At 65.9% G+C, this 16,692-nt stretch carries 19 protein-coding genes; 14 read left to right on the top strand and 5 right to left on the bottom strand.

The window, feature by feature from the left end; genetic code table 11:
• Nucleotides 1-145 precede the first annotated feature (145 nt).
• Nucleotides 146-649: a GNAT family N-acetyltransferase gene (locus ABIA73_RS11450; RefSeq protein WP_312308047.1), complete on the top strand. Its 504-nt coding sequence runs from the start codon at nucleotides 146-148 to the stop codon at nucleotides 647-649.
• 30 nt (nucleotides 650-679) lie between these two features.
• On the opposite strand, the gene ABIA73_RS11455 is transcribed toward ABIA73_RS11450, so the two are convergent.
• Together ABIA73_RS11455 and ABIA73_RS11460 are read right to left on the bottom strand one after the other, a co-directional pair.
• The gene (locus ABIA73_RS11455) at nucleotides 680-1,117 is read right to left on the bottom strand and encodes an acetyltransferase (protein ID WP_025879270.1); all 438 of its coding nucleotides are present in this window, start codon (nucleotides 1,115-1,117) and stop codon (nucleotides 680-682) included.
• Nucleotides 1,118-1,222: 105 nt separating this feature from the next.
• Entirely contained in the window at nucleotides 1,223-1,951 is a 729-nt protein-coding gene (locus tag ABIA73_RS11460) for an OB-fold protein (RefSeq protein ID WP_333622056.1), read from the bottom strand.
• 222 nt (nucleotides 1,952-2,173) lie between these two features.
• Here ABIA73_RS11460 and tadA point away from each other — a divergent pair, with 222 nt between their 5' ends.
• The 4 genes from tadA to ABIA73_RS11480 all read left to right on the top strand — a co-directional run bounded on the left by tadA (nucleotide 2,174) and on the right by ABIA73_RS11480 (nucleotide 5,613).
• Nucleotides 2,174-2,698, top strand: a complete 525-nt coding sequence (gene tadA, locus ABIA73_RS11465; protein ID WP_080148523.1) for a tRNA adenosine(34) deaminase TadA — start codon at nucleotides 2,174-2,176, stop codon at nucleotides 2,696-2,698.
• Between the two features lie 75 nt (nucleotides 2,699-2,773).
• Entirely contained in the window at nucleotides 2,774-3,346 is a 573-nt protein-coding gene (orn, locus tag ABIA73_RS11470; protein WP_218787689.1) for an oligoribonuclease, read from the top strand.
• A gap of 112 nt (nucleotides 3,347-3,458) precedes the next feature.
• The gene (locus ABIA73_RS11475) at nucleotides 3,459-4,331 is read left to right on the top strand and encodes an EcsC family protein (protein ID WP_354275819.1); all 873 of its coding nucleotides are present in this window, start codon (nucleotides 3,459-3,461) and stop codon (nucleotides 4,329-4,331) included.
• A gap of 166 nt (nucleotides 4,332-4,497) precedes the next feature.
• A complete protein-coding gene (locus tag ABIA73_RS11480) occupies nucleotides 4,498-5,613 on the top strand; it encodes an alkene reductase (protein ID WP_313281577.1) in 1,116 nt (371 codons plus the stop codon).
• 75 nt (nucleotides 5,614-5,688) lie between these two features.
• Here ABIA73_RS11480 and ABIA73_RS11485 read toward each other — a convergent pair whose 3' ends face one another.
• The gene (locus tag ABIA73_RS11485; protein ID WP_025879264.1) at nucleotides 5,689-6,582 is read right to left on the bottom strand and encodes a mechanosensitive ion channel family protein; all 894 of its coding nucleotides are present in this window, start codon (nucleotides 6,580-6,582) and stop codon (nucleotides 5,689-5,691) included.
• A gap of 150 nt (nucleotides 6,583-6,732) precedes the next feature.
• A complete protein-coding gene (gene ppsA, locus ABIA73_RS11490; RefSeq protein WP_025879263.1) occupies nucleotides 6,733-9,111 on the bottom strand; it encodes a phosphoenolpyruvate synthase in 2,379 nt (792 codons plus the stop codon).
• 145 nt (nucleotides 9,112-9,256) lie between these two features.
• Between ppsA and ppsR the strand changes: the two genes are divergently transcribed.
• The 3 genes from ppsR (at nucleotide 9,257) to ABIA73_RS11505 (ending at nucleotide 11,290) form a co-directional block, all read left to right on the top strand.
• Nucleotides 9,257-10,078: a posphoenolpyruvate synthetase regulatory kinase/phosphorylase PpsR gene (ppsR, locus tag ABIA73_RS11495; RefSeq protein ID WP_025879262.1), complete on the top strand. Its 822-nt coding sequence runs from the start codon at nucleotides 9,257-9,259 to the stop codon at nucleotides 10,076-10,078.
• Between the two features lie 170 nt (nucleotides 10,079-10,248).
• A complete protein-coding gene (locus ABIA73_RS11500; RefSeq protein ID WP_354275820.1) occupies nucleotides 10,249-10,761 on the top strand; it encodes a DUF1249 domain-containing protein in 513 nt (170 codons plus the stop codon).
• A 40-nt stretch (nucleotides 10,762-10,801) separates the two neighbouring features.
• Nucleotides 10,802-11,290, top strand: a complete 489-nt coding sequence (locus ABIA73_RS11505; RefSeq protein ID WP_080148528.1) for an NUDIX hydrolase — start codon at nucleotides 10,802-10,804, stop codon at nucleotides 11,288-11,290.
• 95 nt (nucleotides 11,291-11,385) lie between these two features.
• Here ABIA73_RS11505 and ABIA73_RS11510 read toward each other — a convergent pair whose 3' ends face one another.
• On the bottom strand, nucleotides 11,386-12,036 hold the full coding sequence (locus tag ABIA73_RS11510; RefSeq protein ID WP_354275821.1) for a class I SAM-dependent methyltransferase: 651 nt from the start codon (nucleotides 12,034-12,036) through the stop codon (nucleotides 11,386-11,388).
• 345 nt (nucleotides 12,037-12,381) lie between these two features.
• On the opposite strand from ABIA73_RS11510, the gene ABIA73_RS11515 reads away from it, so the two are divergent.
• Genes ABIA73_RS11515 through ABIA73_RS11540 form a run of 6 tightly spaced genes read left to right on the top strand, consistent with a single transcriptional unit; the run spans nucleotide 12,382 to nucleotide 16,216 of the window.
• Complete coding sequence (locus ABIA73_RS11515) at nucleotides 12,382-12,996, top strand: CDP-alcohol phosphatidyltransferase family protein (protein WP_025879258.1); 615 nt, start codon at nucleotides 12,382-12,384, stop codon at nucleotides 12,994-12,996.
• Between the two features lie 22 nt (nucleotides 12,997-13,018).
• On the top strand, nucleotides 13,019-14,077 hold the full coding sequence (gene phaE, locus ABIA73_RS11520; protein ID WP_218787686.1) for a class III poly(R)-hydroxyalkanoic acid synthase subunit PhaE: 1,059 nt from the start codon (nucleotides 13,019-13,021) through the stop codon (nucleotides 14,075-14,077).
• Nucleotides 14,078-14,080: 3 nt separating this feature from the next.
• Nucleotides 14,081-15,148 carry a class III poly(R)-hydroxyalkanoic acid synthase subunit PhaC gene (locus ABIA73_RS11525; protein ID WP_088100207.1) on the top strand — a complete coding sequence of 356 codons (1,068 nt, stop codon included), beginning with the start codon at nucleotides 14,081-14,083 and terminating at the stop codon, nucleotides 15,146-15,148.
• Complete coding sequence (locus ABIA73_RS11530; RefSeq protein WP_059064467.1) at nucleotides 15,145-15,513, top strand: YfeK family protein; 369 nt, start codon at nucleotides 15,145-15,147, stop codon at nucleotides 15,511-15,513. Before ABIA73_RS11525 ends, ABIA73_RS11530 begins: the two co-directional genes overlap by 4 nt.
• A gap of 50 nt (nucleotides 15,514-15,563) precedes the next feature.
• On the top strand, nucleotides 15,564-15,767 hold the full coding sequence (locus ABIA73_RS11535) for a PspC domain-containing protein (RefSeq protein WP_025879254.1): 204 nt from the start codon (nucleotides 15,564-15,566) through the stop codon (nucleotides 15,765-15,767).
• Nucleotides 15,764-16,216 (top strand): hypothetical protein, encoded by a 453-nt coding sequence (locus tag ABIA73_RS11540; RefSeq protein WP_025879253.1) that lies wholly within the window; start codon nucleotides 15,764-15,766, stop codon nucleotides 16,214-16,216. Before ABIA73_RS11535 ends, ABIA73_RS11540 begins: the two co-directional genes overlap by 4 nt.
• Nucleotides 16,217-16,692 lie beyond the last annotated feature (476 nt).

Raw genomic sequence — 16,692 nt, forward strand, 5'->3', positions numbered from 1 at the left:
TTGACGCTATCAAACTGGATTGGATGCAGCGAACTGTGATTCGTATCCGGATTTCACACGTGGGGTACGGGCATCAGGCGCGGGCCGTTGCTTCCTCGATGCGGCATGATCAAGGTGCTTACTCCGTTCCGACGACGTGCCGACGATGCTCTCCATCCGCCCTGAACTGCCCGCAGACGCTGCTGGAATCCACTTCCTGACCGAGGCGGCCTTCCGTAACGCGCCGCACAGCAGCCACACCGAACACCACATCGTCGACGCATTGCGTGAGCGTGGCGAGCTGAGCATCTCGCTGGTGGCAGAGGATGCGGGCCAACTGGTGGGTCATGTCGCGCTGTCCCCGGTCAGCGTGCAGGACGACAGCCAGGGCTGGTTCGGGCTCGGGCCGATTTCGGTGCTGCCGCAGCAGCAGGGGCGCGGCGTGGGCACGGCATTGATGCGGGCCGCGATCGAGGCTCTGCGCAAGAGGGGCGCGCGGGGCTGCGTGCTGTTGGGCGAGCCGGCCTACTACGGGCGCTTCGGCTTCCGTGCCGTGCCGGATCTGGTACTACCCGGCGTGCCGGCGGCGTATTTCCAGGCCCTGTGCCTGCAGCCACCGATGGCACAGGGGGAGGTGCGTTACTCGCCGGCGTTCGACGTGGTTGCCTGACCGGGGAACGGCCGGCGTTCCAACCGCCGATCAGCCTGGATGGCGCAGGTGGATGAGGGGATACGGACGACCCTGCGAATCCACCGGCGAGCGTCCGGTTTCGATGAAACCCATGCGCCGATAGAAGCCCACGGCCTGCGCATTCTGCGCATTGACGTCGGTGGTCAGTTGCGGCTGCAGTGCCAGCGCATGCTGCAGCAGCTGGCGGCCGATACCGGTTCCGCGCACGTCGGGATCGATGAACAACGCTTCCATGTGCGAGCCGTCGATCAGCATGAAACCCTGCGGCTGGTCCTGGTCGCCGACGGCCACGACCATCGGGGCCTGTGGCAGGAAGCCGGCAACTTCAGCATCGATAGCCTGACGGTCTTCGGTACTGAGGAAATCATGGGTGGCGTCGACGGCCCGGCGCCAGAGATCGACGAGAGCGTCGCCATCGGTGGCGCGGGAGGGGCGCAGGGTGGTCATGGGATCGGCCAAGGTGCTTTGCAGTACCCGGATTGTACCGGTGCGACACCCGCAAACAGAAAGCCCCGCCGAAGCGGGGCCTTGGATGTCACCGTTCGCTGCGCCTTACTGCACGGTGCAGCCGGACAGTGCCGGGAAGCCGATGACTTCGCCATTGCCGGTGCAGGCCAGCGTGACCTTCTGGCCCTTCTTCAGGCTGGCAGCCACGTCCTTGGACAGGTCGCTGGCCTGTACGAAGCCGAACGGCTTGGCGCTCAGCTGCACGACCGGCTTGTCCATGAAGTCCGAGCTGATCGAGTCGACCGTGCCGGAAACGAGCAGCGCCTTGCCCTTGTACTTGCCATCGGCAGCGATCTCGTTGTCCTGGTAGTCGCTGAACATCGTGGTGGCGGTCACTTCCACAGCCGAGGCGGAGGCGGAGGCCGCAGCGGCATCGTTGGTGACGGCGGTGGTTGCCGGTTCTGCAGCCTTGGCGGCAGCGTCTGCCTCCGCGGCGGCGGACGAGACGCTGGCTTCAGCAACGGCCGCATCGTACTGGCCCTTGCTCTGCGCGCTGATGCCGCTCACGGTGCCGGCAAAGATCGCCAGGCCGACGAAGTACACGATCGGCGAAACGATGATCGAGCCCAGCAGCTGGAACAGGCCCTTCATGGCGCCGCCCTTGGCCATCGCGACGATGGCGAGGATGAAGGCCACCAGGTTCAGCGGCCAGCCCAGGAACAGGCCCAGGCCGGGGAACGGGACGAGGAAGCACAGCCAAGCGATCGCCAGCGTGATCCATGCGGCTTTTCCGGCAGGGCTGGCCTGCACGGTGGTTTCTGCAACTGCGTTCAAAACTACCCCCTGTAGAGATCGAAAGGTGAAATCGCTGCCAGCAAGCAGCAGTGCACAGTCGTCAGATGACGAAAACGCGGTCGTAGCGTGAAGGAGTCTTCACAGCAGATCAAGCGGCGATGCAGCGTTTGCCGGTGCGGCGCTTCGCATCCGCGCAGCGGAAGCGCCAAAAGGCCTGCGTTACACTACGCGCGCGCTCATTCCTTGAATCCGAGAAACGCCATGACTGATGCCTTGGGCGTGCCGGTGCACGACGTCGACGAGAGCTGGATGCGCCACGCATTGGCATTGGCCGAACGTGCGCAACGCGAGTTTGACGAGATCCCGGTCGGTGCGGTGCTGGTGGGTGCCGACGGTCAGCTGCTGGGCGAGGGCTGGAACCTCAACATTGCCTCGCACGATCCCAGCGCGCATGCCGAGATCGTGGCCATGCGCGAGGGCGGGCGGATGCTGGCCAATCACCGCCTGATCGGCAGCACCCTGTATGTCACCCTGGAGCCGTGCGCGATGTGTGCGATGGCTATCGTGCACGCACGCGTGGCGCGCCTGGTCTACGGTGCCAGCGACCCCAAGACCGGCGCCTGCGGCAGCGTGTTCGATCTGGTCGCTGATGCCCGCCACAATCACCGGGTGGAGGTCCATGCCGGCGTGCTGGCCAAGGAAGCGGGCAACCGGCTGACCAACTACTTCAGGGCCAAGCGTGGCAAGCCGCCGCTGCTGCTGGAGGACCACGCTGGCGAGGGCTGAGTGGCGAAAGGGTATGATGGCCGCCACTTTCCATTACCGGCCGGCCTCGTGCCTGCCCAGCAACGAGGCGACACGATGGCAGAGAACGGCGCGGCCAACGAGCGGCTGATCTGGATCGACCTGGAAATGACCGGGTTGGATACCGACAACGATTCGATCATCGAGATCGCCACCGTGGTCACCGATGCCCAGCTCAACGTGCTGGCCGAGGGCCCGGAGTTCGCCATCCATCATCCGCTGGAAACGCTGGAAGCGATGGACGAGTGGAACCGCAACCAGCATCGTCGTTCGGGCCTGTGGCAGCGCGTCATCGACAGCACCACCACGCTTGGCCAGGCCGAAGCGCAGACCGTGGCCTTCCTGGCGCAGTGGATTCCGGCCGGCGTGTCACCGATGTCGGGTAACTCCATCTGCCAGGACCGCCGCTTCCTGCACCGGCAGATGCCGCGGCTGGAAAAGTACTTCCACTACCGCAACCTCGACGTGTCCACGGTGAAGGAACTGGCCAAGCGCTGGGCGCCAAGCGTGGCTGCGGGCGTGGGCAAGAACAGCAACCACACCGCACTGAGCGATGTGCACGATTCGATCAACGAGCTGCGCCACTACCGCCAGTTCATGGGCGCGCTGTCGGGCCTGCCGACCCCTTGATGGGTAGTGCCGGCCGCTGGCCGGCAATCCCGCGGCGTTGGTGAGGATCAGGTGTTGCCGGCCAGCGGCCGGCACTACGCTCCGTTCAACTCCACGGCGCTAAGATCGGCCCATGAACGAGCCCATCCTGCTGCCCCGCGATATCGCCCACGACGCTGGTGACTGGTCTGACCTGCAGCGGGCGGTAGCACTGCTGGAAGCCCCCACGATCACCGCGCGCATGGCCAACCTGGTCGGAACGCCGCTGGAGTTCGCGGTGAAGGCGCTTCCCACCTCGGTGTCCAACCGCATCCACGGTGCGGTGCAGGCGGCGTTGTCCAAATCGGTGCAGGCCGCGCTGTGGAGCATGGACAACACTCCTGGCAAGGGCGCCTCGACGCGTTGGCACAAGCTGGCGGCGGCGACGTCCGGCGCGGTGGGTGGGGCGTTCGGTTTCGCTGCGCTGTTCATCGAGCTGCCGGTGTCGACCACGATCATGATGCGCGCGGTAGCCGACGTCGCCCGCAGCGAAGGCTTCGATCTATCGCAGTTCAGCACCCGCCAGGCCTGCCTGGAGGTGTTCGCACTGGGTGGCAATTCGCCGCGCGACGATGCCAGCGAGACCGGCTACTACCTCGCCCGTGGTTTCACCACCGATGTCATGCGCCACCTCTCGGCCGAACTGGCCGGGCGCGTGGTGACCGGACGTGACCTGACCCTGGGCGTGGCGCCCAAGGAAGCCGGCAAGCTGCTGGCCAAGCTGGTGGAAAAGGTCGCCGCCCGTTTCGGCGTGGTGGTCACCGAGAAGTTTGCCGCGCAGGCGGTACCAATCGTCGGTGCGGCGGCCGGCGCGACGCTCAACACCATGTTCACCGACTACTACCAGGACATGGCCCGCGGCCATTTCATCGTGCGCCGGCTGGAGCTGAAGTACGGTGAAGAGGTAGTGCGCACTTGCTACGACCGCATCGCACACGGCGGGGTGTTGATCGAGGCGACGTTGTAACGATGGGGTCGGAGCCCTTTCCTGCGGAAAGGGATCCGACCCGACCGCCGCAGGGAAGGGCTCTGACCCTTGCCTGCCAGGCACAACTGTTTTGCGCGGACGTGCCTGTTGCGCGCGCAGCGCCATCCCCATCCTTGCCGGCAATCCCCCGCAAGAGAGTGCCGCCATGTTGTTCACCCCCCACCGCCTGGGCGCGCTGACGCTGCCCAACCGTATCGTGATGCCACCGATGACCCGCTCGCGTGCGGCGGCCGGCAATGTCGCCACCGCGCAGATGGCCGAGTACTACGCCCAGCGCGCTGGTGCCGGGCTGATCGTCAGCGAAGGCACCCAGATCAGCCTGCAGGGCCAGGGCTATGCCTGGACCCCGGGCATCCACAGCGACGAACAGGTGCAGGGCTGGCGCAGGGTTACCGATGCCGTGCACGCGGCGGGTGGGCGCATCTACGCCCAGCTCTGGCATGTCGGCCGTGTCTCCCATGTGGCCCTGCAACCGGACGGCGCGGCGCCGGTCTCTTCCTCGGCACTGCTGGCCGAAGGGGTGAAGGTCTTCGTCGACCCGACCGGCGCCGGTCCGGAATCCGGCGTGGGCGAAATGATCCAGCACTCGATGCCGCGCGCGCTGGGCGAGGACGAGATTCCGGGCATCGTGGCCGACTATGCGCAGGCCACCCGCAATGCACTGGCTGCCGGATTCGATGGCGTCGAGCTGCACGGCGCGAACGGCTACCTGATCAACCAGTTCATCGACTCGCAGGCCAACCAGCGTACCGACGGCTATGGCGGCGCGCTGCGCAATCGCCTGCGCTTCCTGCGCGAGGTGGTGCAGGCGGTGGTCGATGTTGCTGGCGGCGAGCGTGTCGGCGTGCGTCTGGCGCCGCTGACCACGCTGCAGGGGGCGGTGGATGACACGCCGCAGGCGACCTATCTGGCTGCCGCACACCTGCTGGGCGAGCTGGGTGTGGGTTACCTGCACATCGCCGAGGCCGACTGGGAGGATGCCCCGTTGATGCCCGTCGCGTTCAAGCAGGCGCTGCGGATGATCTATCCGGGCACGTTGATCTACGCCGGCAAGTACACCGCCGAGCGTGCCGCTCAGGCGCTTGCGGAGGGCTGGGCCGACCTGATCGGCTTCGGTCGGCCGTTCATCGCCAATCCCGATCTGCCCGAGCGCCTGCGCAGCGGCGCGGTGTTGAATTCGCCCGATCGCGCGACGTACTTCGGTGGTGGCGCGGCGGGATTCACCGACTATCCGGTGCTGGAAGAGGCAGTCGAGGCCTGAAGCAGCCCCCGCCGGGCATGGCCCGGCGCTACCGATGACGGCGGATGGGTGCCGGCCACTGGCCGGCACTGCCGATCAGGGCTTGTCGCGCACCAGTGCGTCGGCCTCGACCACGCCGCCATCCTTGCCATGCAGGTACAGGTGCATGTCCTGCTGCGGATACGGGATGTTGATGCCGGCCTTGTCGTAGCCCAGCTTGATCTGTTCGAGCAGGGTGACCTTGGTGCCGAAGTGATCGGCCGACTTCACGTAGCAGCGGATGCCCAGGTTGATCGCGTGCGCACCCAGCTCGTACACCACCACGTCCGGCGCCGGCGTCTGCAGCACGCGCGGGTCGGCCTTCATCAGCGCCAGTGCGGTATCACGCGCCAACTGGATGTTGTCTTCGTAACCGATGCCCACCACCAGCTCGACGCGGCGGGTGGGCTCTGCGGTGAGGTTGATGATCGGTGCGGCGGTGATCAGCGTGTTCGGAATGGTGGTGTGCTGGTTGTCCGCGCCGGTGATCACGGTCTGGAAAATGCGTACCTCGCGAACCGTGCCGGTCTGCCCGGCGATGGTCACCACATCACCCACGCGGAACGGACGCAGGGTCACCAGCATCACGCCCGAAGCAATGTTCGACAGCGAATCCTTCAGCGCCAGGCCAACGGCGAGGCCGGCGGTACCGAGCACGGCCAGCAGCGGAGTGATCTGCACGCCCAGCGTGCCGATGGCCAGGATCACCACGATCACCAGCGAGGCCGCGTAGACCACGTTGCGCAGGAAGCTGCCCAGCATCGGGTCCACGCCCATGCGCGAGGTGGCGCGCGGCATGGCATTGGACAGCCGTCGTGCCAGCCACATGCCGACCAGCAGCACCACGATCGCGGCCAGCAACGGCACGCCGTAGGTCTCCAGCAGGCGTTCCCAGTCGAGTGAGCGGAACCAGGAGGTCGTGGCGGGGGAGGGTGGGGCAGCGGCGATCATGCGGACTCCTTTGCAACGGGAACAGGTGCGACGGAAACATGGCGTACGCGGACGCCAGAAACAGCAAGCCCCGCAGAGGCGGGGCTTGCGTGCAGCTTCAGTATGGGCAGGCGTCGATGAAAGCGACGTCAGCCATCACACGTCAACAGGTCAACCTTTGGCCTTCAACTTGGCCAAGCGCAACCAGGTATCGACCACAGTATCCGGATTCAAGGACACCGACTCGATGCCTTCCTGCATCAGCCATTCGGCCAGATCCGGATGATCGGACGGGCCCTGGCCGCAGATGCCGACGTACTTGCCCTTGGCCCGTGCCGACTTGATCGCCATCGACAGCAGCTTCTTCACCGCCGGGTTCCGCTCATCGAACAGGTGCGCCACGATCGACGAATCGCGGTCCAGGCCGAGGGTCAGCTGGGTCAGGTCGTTGGAACCGATCGAGAAGCCGTCGAAGATCTCCAGGAACTCATCGGCGAGCAGTGCGTTGGACGGCACTTCGCACATCATGATGATCTTCAGGCCGTTCTCGCCCTGCTTGAGGCCATTCTGTTCGAGCACCTGGACGACCTTGCGGCCTTCTTCCAGGGTGCGCACGAACGGGATCATGACCCACAGGTTGTCCAGGCCCATCTCGTTGCGCACGCGCAGCACGGCCTTGCACTCCAGTGCGAAGGCGGCCGAGAAGCTCGGATCGACGTAACGGCTGGCGCCGCGGAAGCCGATCATCGGGTTCTCTTCGTGCGGCTCGTAGTTGCTGCCGCCGATCAGGTTGGCGTACTCGTTGGACTTGAAGTCCGACAGTCGCACGATCACCGGGTTTGGCGCGACCGAAGCAGTCAGGGTGGCGATGCCTTCGGCCAGACGGTCCACGTAGAAGCCGACCGGGTCGGAATAACCGGCGATCTTCTCGTCGATCTTCTTCTTCGTCGCCGCATCCTGGCGGTCGTATTCCAGCAGCGCGTTGGGGTGGATGCCGATGTGGCTGGCGATGATCATTTCCAGGCGCGCCAGGCCGATGCCCGCGTTCGGCAGCTGGCCGAAGTCGAAGGCACGTTCCGGGTTGGCCACGTTCATCATGATCTTCAACGGTGCCGGCGGCATGTTGCCCAGATCAGTGGTGGTGCGCTCGAAGCCGAGCTTGCCTTCGTAGATGAAGCCGGTATCGCCTTCAGCGCAGCTGACGGTGACCAGCTGGCCATCCTCGATGACCTTGGTGGCATTGCCCGAACCGACCACGGCCGGCACGCCCAGCTCGCGCGCGATGATCGCCGCGTGGCAGGTACGGCCGCCGCGGTTGGTCACGATCGCCGAGGCACGCTTCATCACCGGCTCCCAATCGGGATCGGTCATGTCGGCGATCAGCACGTCGCCCGGCTGTACGCGGTTCATGTCTTCCAGCGTCTTCACCACGCGCGCCACGCCGGCACCGATCTTGGCGCCCACGGCGCGGCCTTCGGCGAGAACGTTGCCGCCCTTCTCGGTCAGCGCGAAACGCTCGATCTGGGTGGCATGGCTGCGCGACTTCACGGTCTCCGGGCGCGCCTGCACGATGAACAGCTTGCCGCTGACACCGTCCTTGGCCCACTCGATGTCCATCGGGCGGCCGTAGTGCTTTTCGATGGTCAGCGCCTGGCGCGACAGTTCGGCCACGTCTTCATCGTTGATCGAGAAGGTGGTGCGCAGTTCGGCCGGGGTGTCCTCGATCCTGACGCGCTCGCCGGGGACATCCGAGTACACCATGCGGATCGCCTTGCTGCCGAGCGAGCGGCGCAGGATCGCCGGCTTGCCGGCCTGCAGGGTGGGCTTGTAGACGTAGAACTCGTCGGGGTTGACCGCGCCCTGCACGACCATTTCGCCCAGGCCGAACGAGGAGGTGACGAACACCACGTCGCGGAAGCCGGATTCGGTGTCCAGGGTGAACAGTACGCCGGACGCGCCCACGCCCGAACGCACCATCAGCTGCACGCCTGCGGACAGGAACACGTCCTCGTGCTTGAAGCCGTGGTGCACGCGGTAAGCGATGGCACGGTCGTTGTACAGCGAGGCGAACACTTCCTTGACCTTGTGCACGACATCGTCGGCACCGGTGACGTTGAGGAAGGTTTCCTGCTGGCCGGCGAAGGAGGCATCGGGCAGATCTTCGGCGGTGGCCGAGGAGCGCACGGCCACGGCCACGTCGCCGCCGCCGTTGTCGGCGCTCAGCTTGGCGTAGGCAGTGCGGATGTCCTGGTCCAGCTGCGGCTGCAGCGGTGCATCGATCACCCAGCCGCGGATTTCCTTGCCGGCTGCGGTCAGCGCGTTGACGTCCTCGACGTCCAGCGTGGCCAGCTTGTCGAAGATGCGCTTGGACAGGTCGTTGTGCGCGATGAAGTCCTTGAAGGCTTCAGACGTGGTCGCGTAGCCCCCCGGAACGGAGACGCCCAGACCGGCAAGGTTGCCGATCATCTCGCCCAGCGAGGAATTCTTGCCGCCTACGCGGGCCAGGTCGGCCAGACGCAGTTCGTGCAACCACAGGATGTTCTCGTTCAAGCGCGATGCTCCGTTTGGCCATCGCCCGAGGCGGGCTTTGATGGCCGCGTCCGTAGGAAGAAGCCGATATGATGCCGGGCAGACCACCGTCGGCACAAGCTTGTGTTGGCGGCCCTTTTAGGCTTCGTAGGGGGTAAATGCGCGCATGTCGACCATCCGTCCGGTGTTCTACGTTTCCGATGGAACCGGTATCACCGCTGAAACCATTGGGCATAGCCTGCTGACCCAGTTCTCCGGGTTCAGCTTCATTACCGACCGGATGTCATTTGTCGATGACCCCGAAAAAGCCCGCGAAGCCTGTGCCCGGATCCAGGCGGCGGGGGAGCGCTACCAGGTCCGACCGATCGTGGTGAACTCCTGCGTGGACCAGAGCCTGAGCCTGATCCTGGCCGAAAGCGGGGCGCTGATGCTGGATGTGTTCGCCCCGTTCATCGAGCCGCTGGAGCGCGAACTGTCCAGCTCGCGCCTGAACCGGGTCGGCCAGGCCCACGGCATGGTCGACTTCGACACCTACCACCGGCGCATCAACGCGATGAACTTCGCGCTGACCCATGACGATGGCATCGCGGTCAATTACGACGACGCCGACGTGATCCTGGTGGCGGTGTCGCGGGCGGGCAAGACGCCTACCTGCATCTACCTGGCCCTGCATTACGGGGTGCGCGCGGCCAACTACCCGTTGACCGACGAGGATCTGGAGAGCGACCGCCTGCCGCCCCGCCTGCGCAACTACCGGCGCAAGCTGTTCGGCCTGACCATCGACCCGGACCGCCTGCAGCAGATCCGCCAGGAGCGCCGGCCCAATTCGCGCTACGCCAACCTGGACACCTGCAAGCGCGAGGTGGCGGCGGCGGAGGTCATGTTCCAGATGGAACGCATCCCGACCCTCAGCACCACCCATACCTCGATCGAGGAGATCTCCAGCAAGGTGCTCGGCACGCTGGGGCTGCAGCGCGAACTGTATTGACGGGGGCGCCACGACCAACGGTCGTGGCCCATCTGCGCGGTTGACGGGGCGCTACGAGCCACAGTCGTGGCCCACCTGCGCGGTGGGTATCGACCGTTGGTCGATACAGGGCCCCTTTGGCCGGGGCCGATCAGTCCCCACGTTGAAGGGCCAACGTGTAGGATCAACCCATGGCCCGAGCATTGCCCCGTACCGAGCGCATTCCCCGCCTGAGCCGGCTGAGCTGGCTCATGGGGCTGTACGCAGAGAACTACCGTCACCTGGTGCGCCTGTTCGCGCCGGCCGAGCTGGTGGCGGGAAGCTATGTCTCTTCGTTGGGCGATGGCCTGGACGTGCGCCTGGACGTGATCGAGTGCCACCGCTACACGGTCGAGCTGCGCCTGACCTATGACCTGGCCGACCCGGTGACCGGTGAACCGGACCCATCGGCCTTTGTCCGCCTGTACCGGGACGCGCGCCAAGCCGAGACCACCCACTGCTACGTCGGCCGCCGCTGGCAGGACACGATGGGCCTGTACCCACCGCCGGCCGAGCTGATCAGCCATCGCATGCGGATGAACACCTTCCTCGGCAAATGGCTGGAATACCTGGCAGAACGCGGCCATGGCGTGGCCACCCTGCGTCGTGACCCTGACGGCAACGCCGTGGGTGCCGGCGACCGTCGCCTGTCGCTGGTGCGTTGATCGGCCATAATCCACGGCTGACCCGCCGCCGGACCCGCACATGCCGTATACCCCGATCGTCGCCACCCTGGGCTACGTGCTCTCGCCCGATCGCCGCCAGGTGCTGATGATCCACCGCAATACCCGGCCGGGCGACCACCATCTGGGCAAGTACAACGGCCTGGGCGGCAAGGTCGAGCCGACCGAGGACATCGCCGCCGGCATGCGCCGCGAAATCGCCGAGGAAGCCGGTATCGACTGCACGGCCATGCGCCTGCGCGGCACCATCAGCTGGCCGGGTTTCGGCAAGCACGGTGAGGACTGGTTCGGTTTCGTGTTCGTCATCGACAGCTTCGAGGGTGCCCCGCACGGCGGCAACCATGAAGGCACCCTGGAGTGGGTGGACGTGGACAAGCTGGACCAGCTGCCGATGTGGGAGGGCGACCGCAACTTCCTGCCGCTGGTGTTCGATGCCGATCCGCGCCCGTTCCACGGGGTGATGCCTTACCGGGATGGTCGCATGCAGAGCTGGTCCTTCAGCCGGCTGTGAGGCATTCCGGGGGCCGCTGCGCTCGCCGGACATGGTCCGGCGCTACCATCCGGCGCAGCCTCGGTAGCGCCGGGCCATGCCCGGCGGGGAGAGCTTCAGCGCCGGCGCGCCAGCAGCAGGTGGAAGTGCTTTTCCCGCTGCTGGCCGTCATTGCCGGCCGTGCTTTCGCGATGCGAGCGCCATGCCGTGACGGTGAAGCCGGACACCCGCAGCGCCAGCTCCACTGCGTCCAGCTCATGCAGCTCAAAGTCGGCGGCAAAGGGCAGGCTGCGCATGAATCCGGCATCGCCGAAGGCCAGGCATAGCCGGCCGCCGCGATGCAGCACCCGTGCCAGTTCATCCAGTACCGGTGCCAGGTCCGGCCAGAAGTACAGGGTGTTGACCGCCAGCGCAGCATCGACGCTGGCATCAGCCAGGGGCAGGGCATGGGCATCACCCTCGCGCAGCGCGGCACGGCCAGCCAGGCCGCTGGCGGCAAGGTGCTGGTTGCCGGCGTCGACCATGGCACTGGACAGCTCGACACCCACGTAGCGACTGCCACTGGCCTGCAGCAGCAGCGGCGCAAAGGCGGCGTTGCCAGGACCGATTTCCAGCACCTGCTCTCCGGCAGCGACGGCCAGCAGTGCGATCGCCGCCTGGTTGAGGGCGTCGTTGCTGCGGTTCATCGATTCGCCCACGGCCAGCGCGGCCTCGCCATGGGGCTGCCGCAACTGCGCGGCCAGGGTGCGTGCATCCAGCATCAACATCGTCCGTCGGTAAGGAGTCGGACGTGGCGGCGGCGGGTCCGCCGCAGACCATAGCGCTGGCGGATCGGCTTGGGAAGTAGGGAAACCCCGGCTTGTGGTGATGAGGAAATGTCCAGCGTCGCAGTCGGTGAGAACCAGTTGTCCACAGGGGGTGTGGATTACGCGTGGGCAACTTTGTGGATAAGCGCTGACAGGCGCCACCCCCCTAGGCTGTCAAGATGGGTGGCGAAAAATTCACCGCCGGTGAGGATCGGTGAGTGACGGGTGAAGGACAGGGGCAGCCCACGCTGTTGCCGGTGGCGGCGCTCGCGGTACCCTGTGGGCCTTGATGCCCCGTGAGACTTCATGAAACGTCACTTCTCGATGCTGCGCGAGTTCCATCTGGCGGACTGGTTCACCCTCGCCAACGCTTTCTGCGGCACCGGCGCGGTGTTTGCCGCAATGCGTTTCCTGCAGGATGGCGAGCGCGGCTACCTGCTGTTCGGCATGGCGCTGATCCCGCTGGCTTTCATTTTCGACGCATTGGACGGCCGCATCGCGCGCTGGCGCAAATCCAGTTCGACCCTGGGCCGCGAGCTCGACTCGCTGTCGGACGTCATTTCCTTTGGGGTCGCGCCCGCAGCGCTGGCCTATGCCTGTGGCATGCAGGGGGGCTGGGACTGGCTGGTGCTGAGCTACTTCGTCTGCTGCGGCGTCAGCCGCTTGGCTCGCTACAACGTAACCGCCGAGGCGATGAGCGGTGACGAAGGCAAGGTGAAGTACTTCGAGGGAACGCCGATTCCCACCAGCCTGGCGCTGGTGATCGTGCTGGCGATCGCCGCCGGCACCGATGCCATCGGCCACGACCTGTGGCTGGGCCAGTGGCAGATTGGCCCTTGGCAGCTGCATCCGTTGGTGCTGCTGTTCGCGTTGTCCGGGTCGCTGATGATCAGCAAGACCCTGCGCATTCCCAAGCCATGACCCAGCCCTGCGGAGGAGCGCGATGACCAGCTCGGCCAACGACGCCGGCAGCAGCGATTTCGAAAATCTGGCCCGCCAGTACTTCGGCGCCTGGGCTGATGCCTTGCGCCATGCAGCCGTGCCGGGAACCCCGGCTGGCGACGACCCGGGCAGCTGGAAGCGCCTGTTCGACTGGTGGGGCCAACTGCTGCCCGGGACCGGTGCTGCCGCGCCCGAAGAGGCAGTGCGGCGGTTCCGCGATCAAGCTGGCAGCTGGTACGGCACCATGCAGGAAGTCGCTGCACGCTTTGCGGGCCGCGATGCCAGCAGTGCCGAGGTTGCCCAGGCCTGGCGTGAAGCGGTGAAGGGGCAGGGCGACGGCATGCTGCAGTGGATGCTGCAGGGGGCCCGCGGCAGCACCCGTGTGGACGCTGCTCCGCCCGAGTTCACGGCGTGGTTCCAGCAGTTGCAGACGCTGGCTGGCCCGTGGCTGCAGAGCCCGGCGTTCGGGCCCGGCCGCGAGCACCAGGCGCGGTGGCAGGCCCTGCTGCGCGCGCAGGAGGAGTACCAGCAGCATTCGCAGGCTTATGTCGAGCAGATCAAGCAGGCACTGGAAGAGGCGTTCGACCTGTTCGAACAGCGCTTGGCCGAACACGAGCAGCCCGGCAGCCAGCTGACCAGCGCCCGGGCGATGTTCGATCTGTGGATTGAAGTCGCCGAGGAGGCCTACGCCAAGGTCGCCATGTCCGAGCCGTTCCAGCAGGTGTATGCCTCGCTGGGCAACGCACAGATGCGCCTGCGCGCAGGCCTGCAGCGCGAGGTTGAACAGATGAGTGAACGCATCGGCCTGCCCACCCGCAGCGAGATGGATGCCGCCCACCGTCGCATTGCCGAGCTCGAGCGCAGCCTGCGCCGGGTGCAGGCACAGGTGGCGGCGCTTGCCGGTACCGATGCCGTCGATCCGGTTGCCCAGCCAGCGCCTGCCAGGGTCAAGCCCGTCGCGCGCAAGCCTGCAGCGAAGAAGGCTGCAGCGAAGAAGCCTGCTGCGAAGAAAGCGCCAGCGAAGAAGGCCGCCACCCGCGCGACCACGCGGAAGTCGTAAGCCATGAAAGGACCGCTGGGCTTCAATGCCGATGACTTGATGCAGGAGACCCTGGCCATGCAGCGCAAGCTGATGGAAGGGTTGAAGCTGCTGCCGCAGGTGGAGGATGTCGACTATGGCGCCACCGCCCGCGAGGAAGTCTGGCGCGATGGCAAAGTGGTGCTGTATCGCTTCGTCGGCGAGAACGCGCCGGTGCGTCGCACACCGCTGCTGATCGTGTACGCACTGGTCAACCGCCCGTACATGGTGGACCTGCAGGCCGATCGGTCGCTGGTGCAGAAGCTGCTGGCCTTGGGCCAGGACGTCTATGTGCTGGACTGGGGTTATCCGGACCGTTCCGAACGCTACCAGACGCTCGAGGACTATCTGCTGCGCTACATCGATGGCGCGGTGGATGCGCTGCGCGCACGCAGTGGAGGCCCGGTCGACATGCTGGGAATCTGCCAGGGCGGCGTGTTCGCCCTGTGCTACGCCGCACTGCGGCGGCAGAAGCTGGGCAACCTGATCACCATGGTCACCCCGGTCGATTTCCAGACCGCCGACAACATGTTGTCGCACTGGGCCCAGCAGGTGGATGTGGATCTGCTGGTGGATACGCTGGGCAACATCCCGGCCGATCTGATGAATGCCAGCTACCTGATGCTCAAGCCATTCCGCCTGAACGTGCAGAAGTACGTGGGCCTGCTCGACATCCTCGATGACAAGGCCGCGCTGGAGGATTTCCTGCGCATGGAAAAGTGGATCTTCGACTCGCCGGACCTCGCGGGTGAAGCCTTCCGCGAGTTCATCAAGCAGTTCTACCAGGGCAACGGCCTGGTCAACGGCACCGTGCGCATCGGCGAAGAGGCGGTGGATCTGTCGCAGGTGACCCTGCCGGTGCTGAACATCTACGCCGAACAGGATCATCTGGTGCCACCGGATGCATCGCGCGCGATGCGTGGCCGGCTGGGCACGCAGGACTACACCGAATCCAGTTTCCGCGGTGGGCATATCGGCATCTACGTCTCCGGCCGCGCACAGCGCGAAGTGCCGGCGACCATCGACAACTGGCTGAAGGAACGCACGCCATGAAACATTCCCCTCTGCTCGCGCTTGCTCTGGCCCTTGCGCCCGGCGTCGCCAGCGCTGCGCCGAGCGCCGATGCGCGCCGCGAGATCGCGCAGTTGATCGGAAGCCTGGATGGCTCCCAGTGCCAGTTCCAGCGCAATGGCAGCTGGTACGGTCCCGCCGATGCGCGTTCCCACCTGCAGCGCAAGTACGACTACCTGCTGAAGAAAGACATGGTCGACACCGCCGAGCAGTTCATCGAGCGTGCCGCGAGTCAGAGCAGCATGAGTGGCAAGGCGTATCGGATCCGCTGCCCCGGCCAGCCCGAACAGACCTCCGCGGTGTGGTTCGGCGCCCGCCTGCAGGCCTTGCGCCAACGCACGCCGTAGACATTGCAGGCGCTACAGTGGCAACAGCCAGTCAGCCGGGAGACCTCGCCATGAACGCTGTGCCGCGCACCCTGTCGCGCTCGCTGAACGACCGCATGATTGCCGGGGTGATGGGCGGCATCGCCCATCGTTTCGGCTGGAACCCGACCCTGGTACGGGTGCTGTACGTGGTGGTCTCGCTGGCGTCGGCCGCCTTCCCCGGCATCCTGGTCTACCTGCTGCTGTGGCTGCTGATCCCCAACGAGGCGGATTGAACACCGCGTCCCGGCCCTGGCCGATCTGGCTGCGCGCGCTGCAGGTGCTGGGCGCGCTGTGGACCGTGCCCAATACCCTGATCGGCCTGCTTGGCGGTCTGGCCGGGTTGCTGGGTGGTGCGAAGATGCGCTGGAGTGGTCGTGATTGCGCGGTGGTTTTCGATCACTGGCCCTGGGGCCCGGGCGGAGCGATCACCCTGGGCAACGTGATCCTGCACACCGGCCACGATCTGGGCATGTGCTGCCGTACTTACGCGCATCAGGCGGGGTGGGGCGTGGAGCCGTTGATCCGGCTGGATGACCATGAGCGTGCGCACGTGTACCAGTATCTGGTGCTGGGGCCGCTGTACCTGCCGGTGTATCTGCTGTGTGGTGGTGTCAGTGCGCGCAATCCGTTCGAGCGTGCGGCCGATCATTACGCGCGGTTCGGGCACGGCTGGTGGCCGTAGATTCCAGCCAACGGCGCAGCCCCTCGTGGGTGGGGCGCGAAATGCGATTCATGTGATTGGGCCGGGCAGGTGGGTTGCGCAGGGGCCGCTGCAAGTACGTCCCTGTAAGCTCGGTCGCCGCATCCATGCGGCTCACGCCCCTGCGCAACCCACCTGCCCGACCCCTGACAGTTTCCGGGCGCGTCCAGCCACGGAGGAGAAAAAGAACAGCAGAAGCGGGTCGCGCGCTGCGCTTGCTCGTATAGAGCCGAGCATGGGCTCGGCTCTACAGGAAACGGCCGGCCAGGCCGTTTTTGCTTTTGATCTTCTTTTTCTTTTCCGTGGGTGGCAGACCGCAGAAATCTGTCAGAGGGCGGTCGGGTTGGGTTCGCGGGGGTGTCCGCGGCATGGATGCCGCGGCCAAGCCTTATCTGATTGGAATCTGGCAACGTAGGTGTCGAGAGCCGGCGTGGGCCGCCGTGTAAGCCTGGATCTCG

Origin of the sequence: Stenotrophomonas sp. 2694 (genome assembly GCF_040548715.1) — a bacterium.
Lineage (GTDB): Bacteria > Pseudomonadota > Gammaproteobacteria > Xanthomonadales > Xanthomonadaceae > Stenotrophomonas > Stenotrophomonas indicatrix.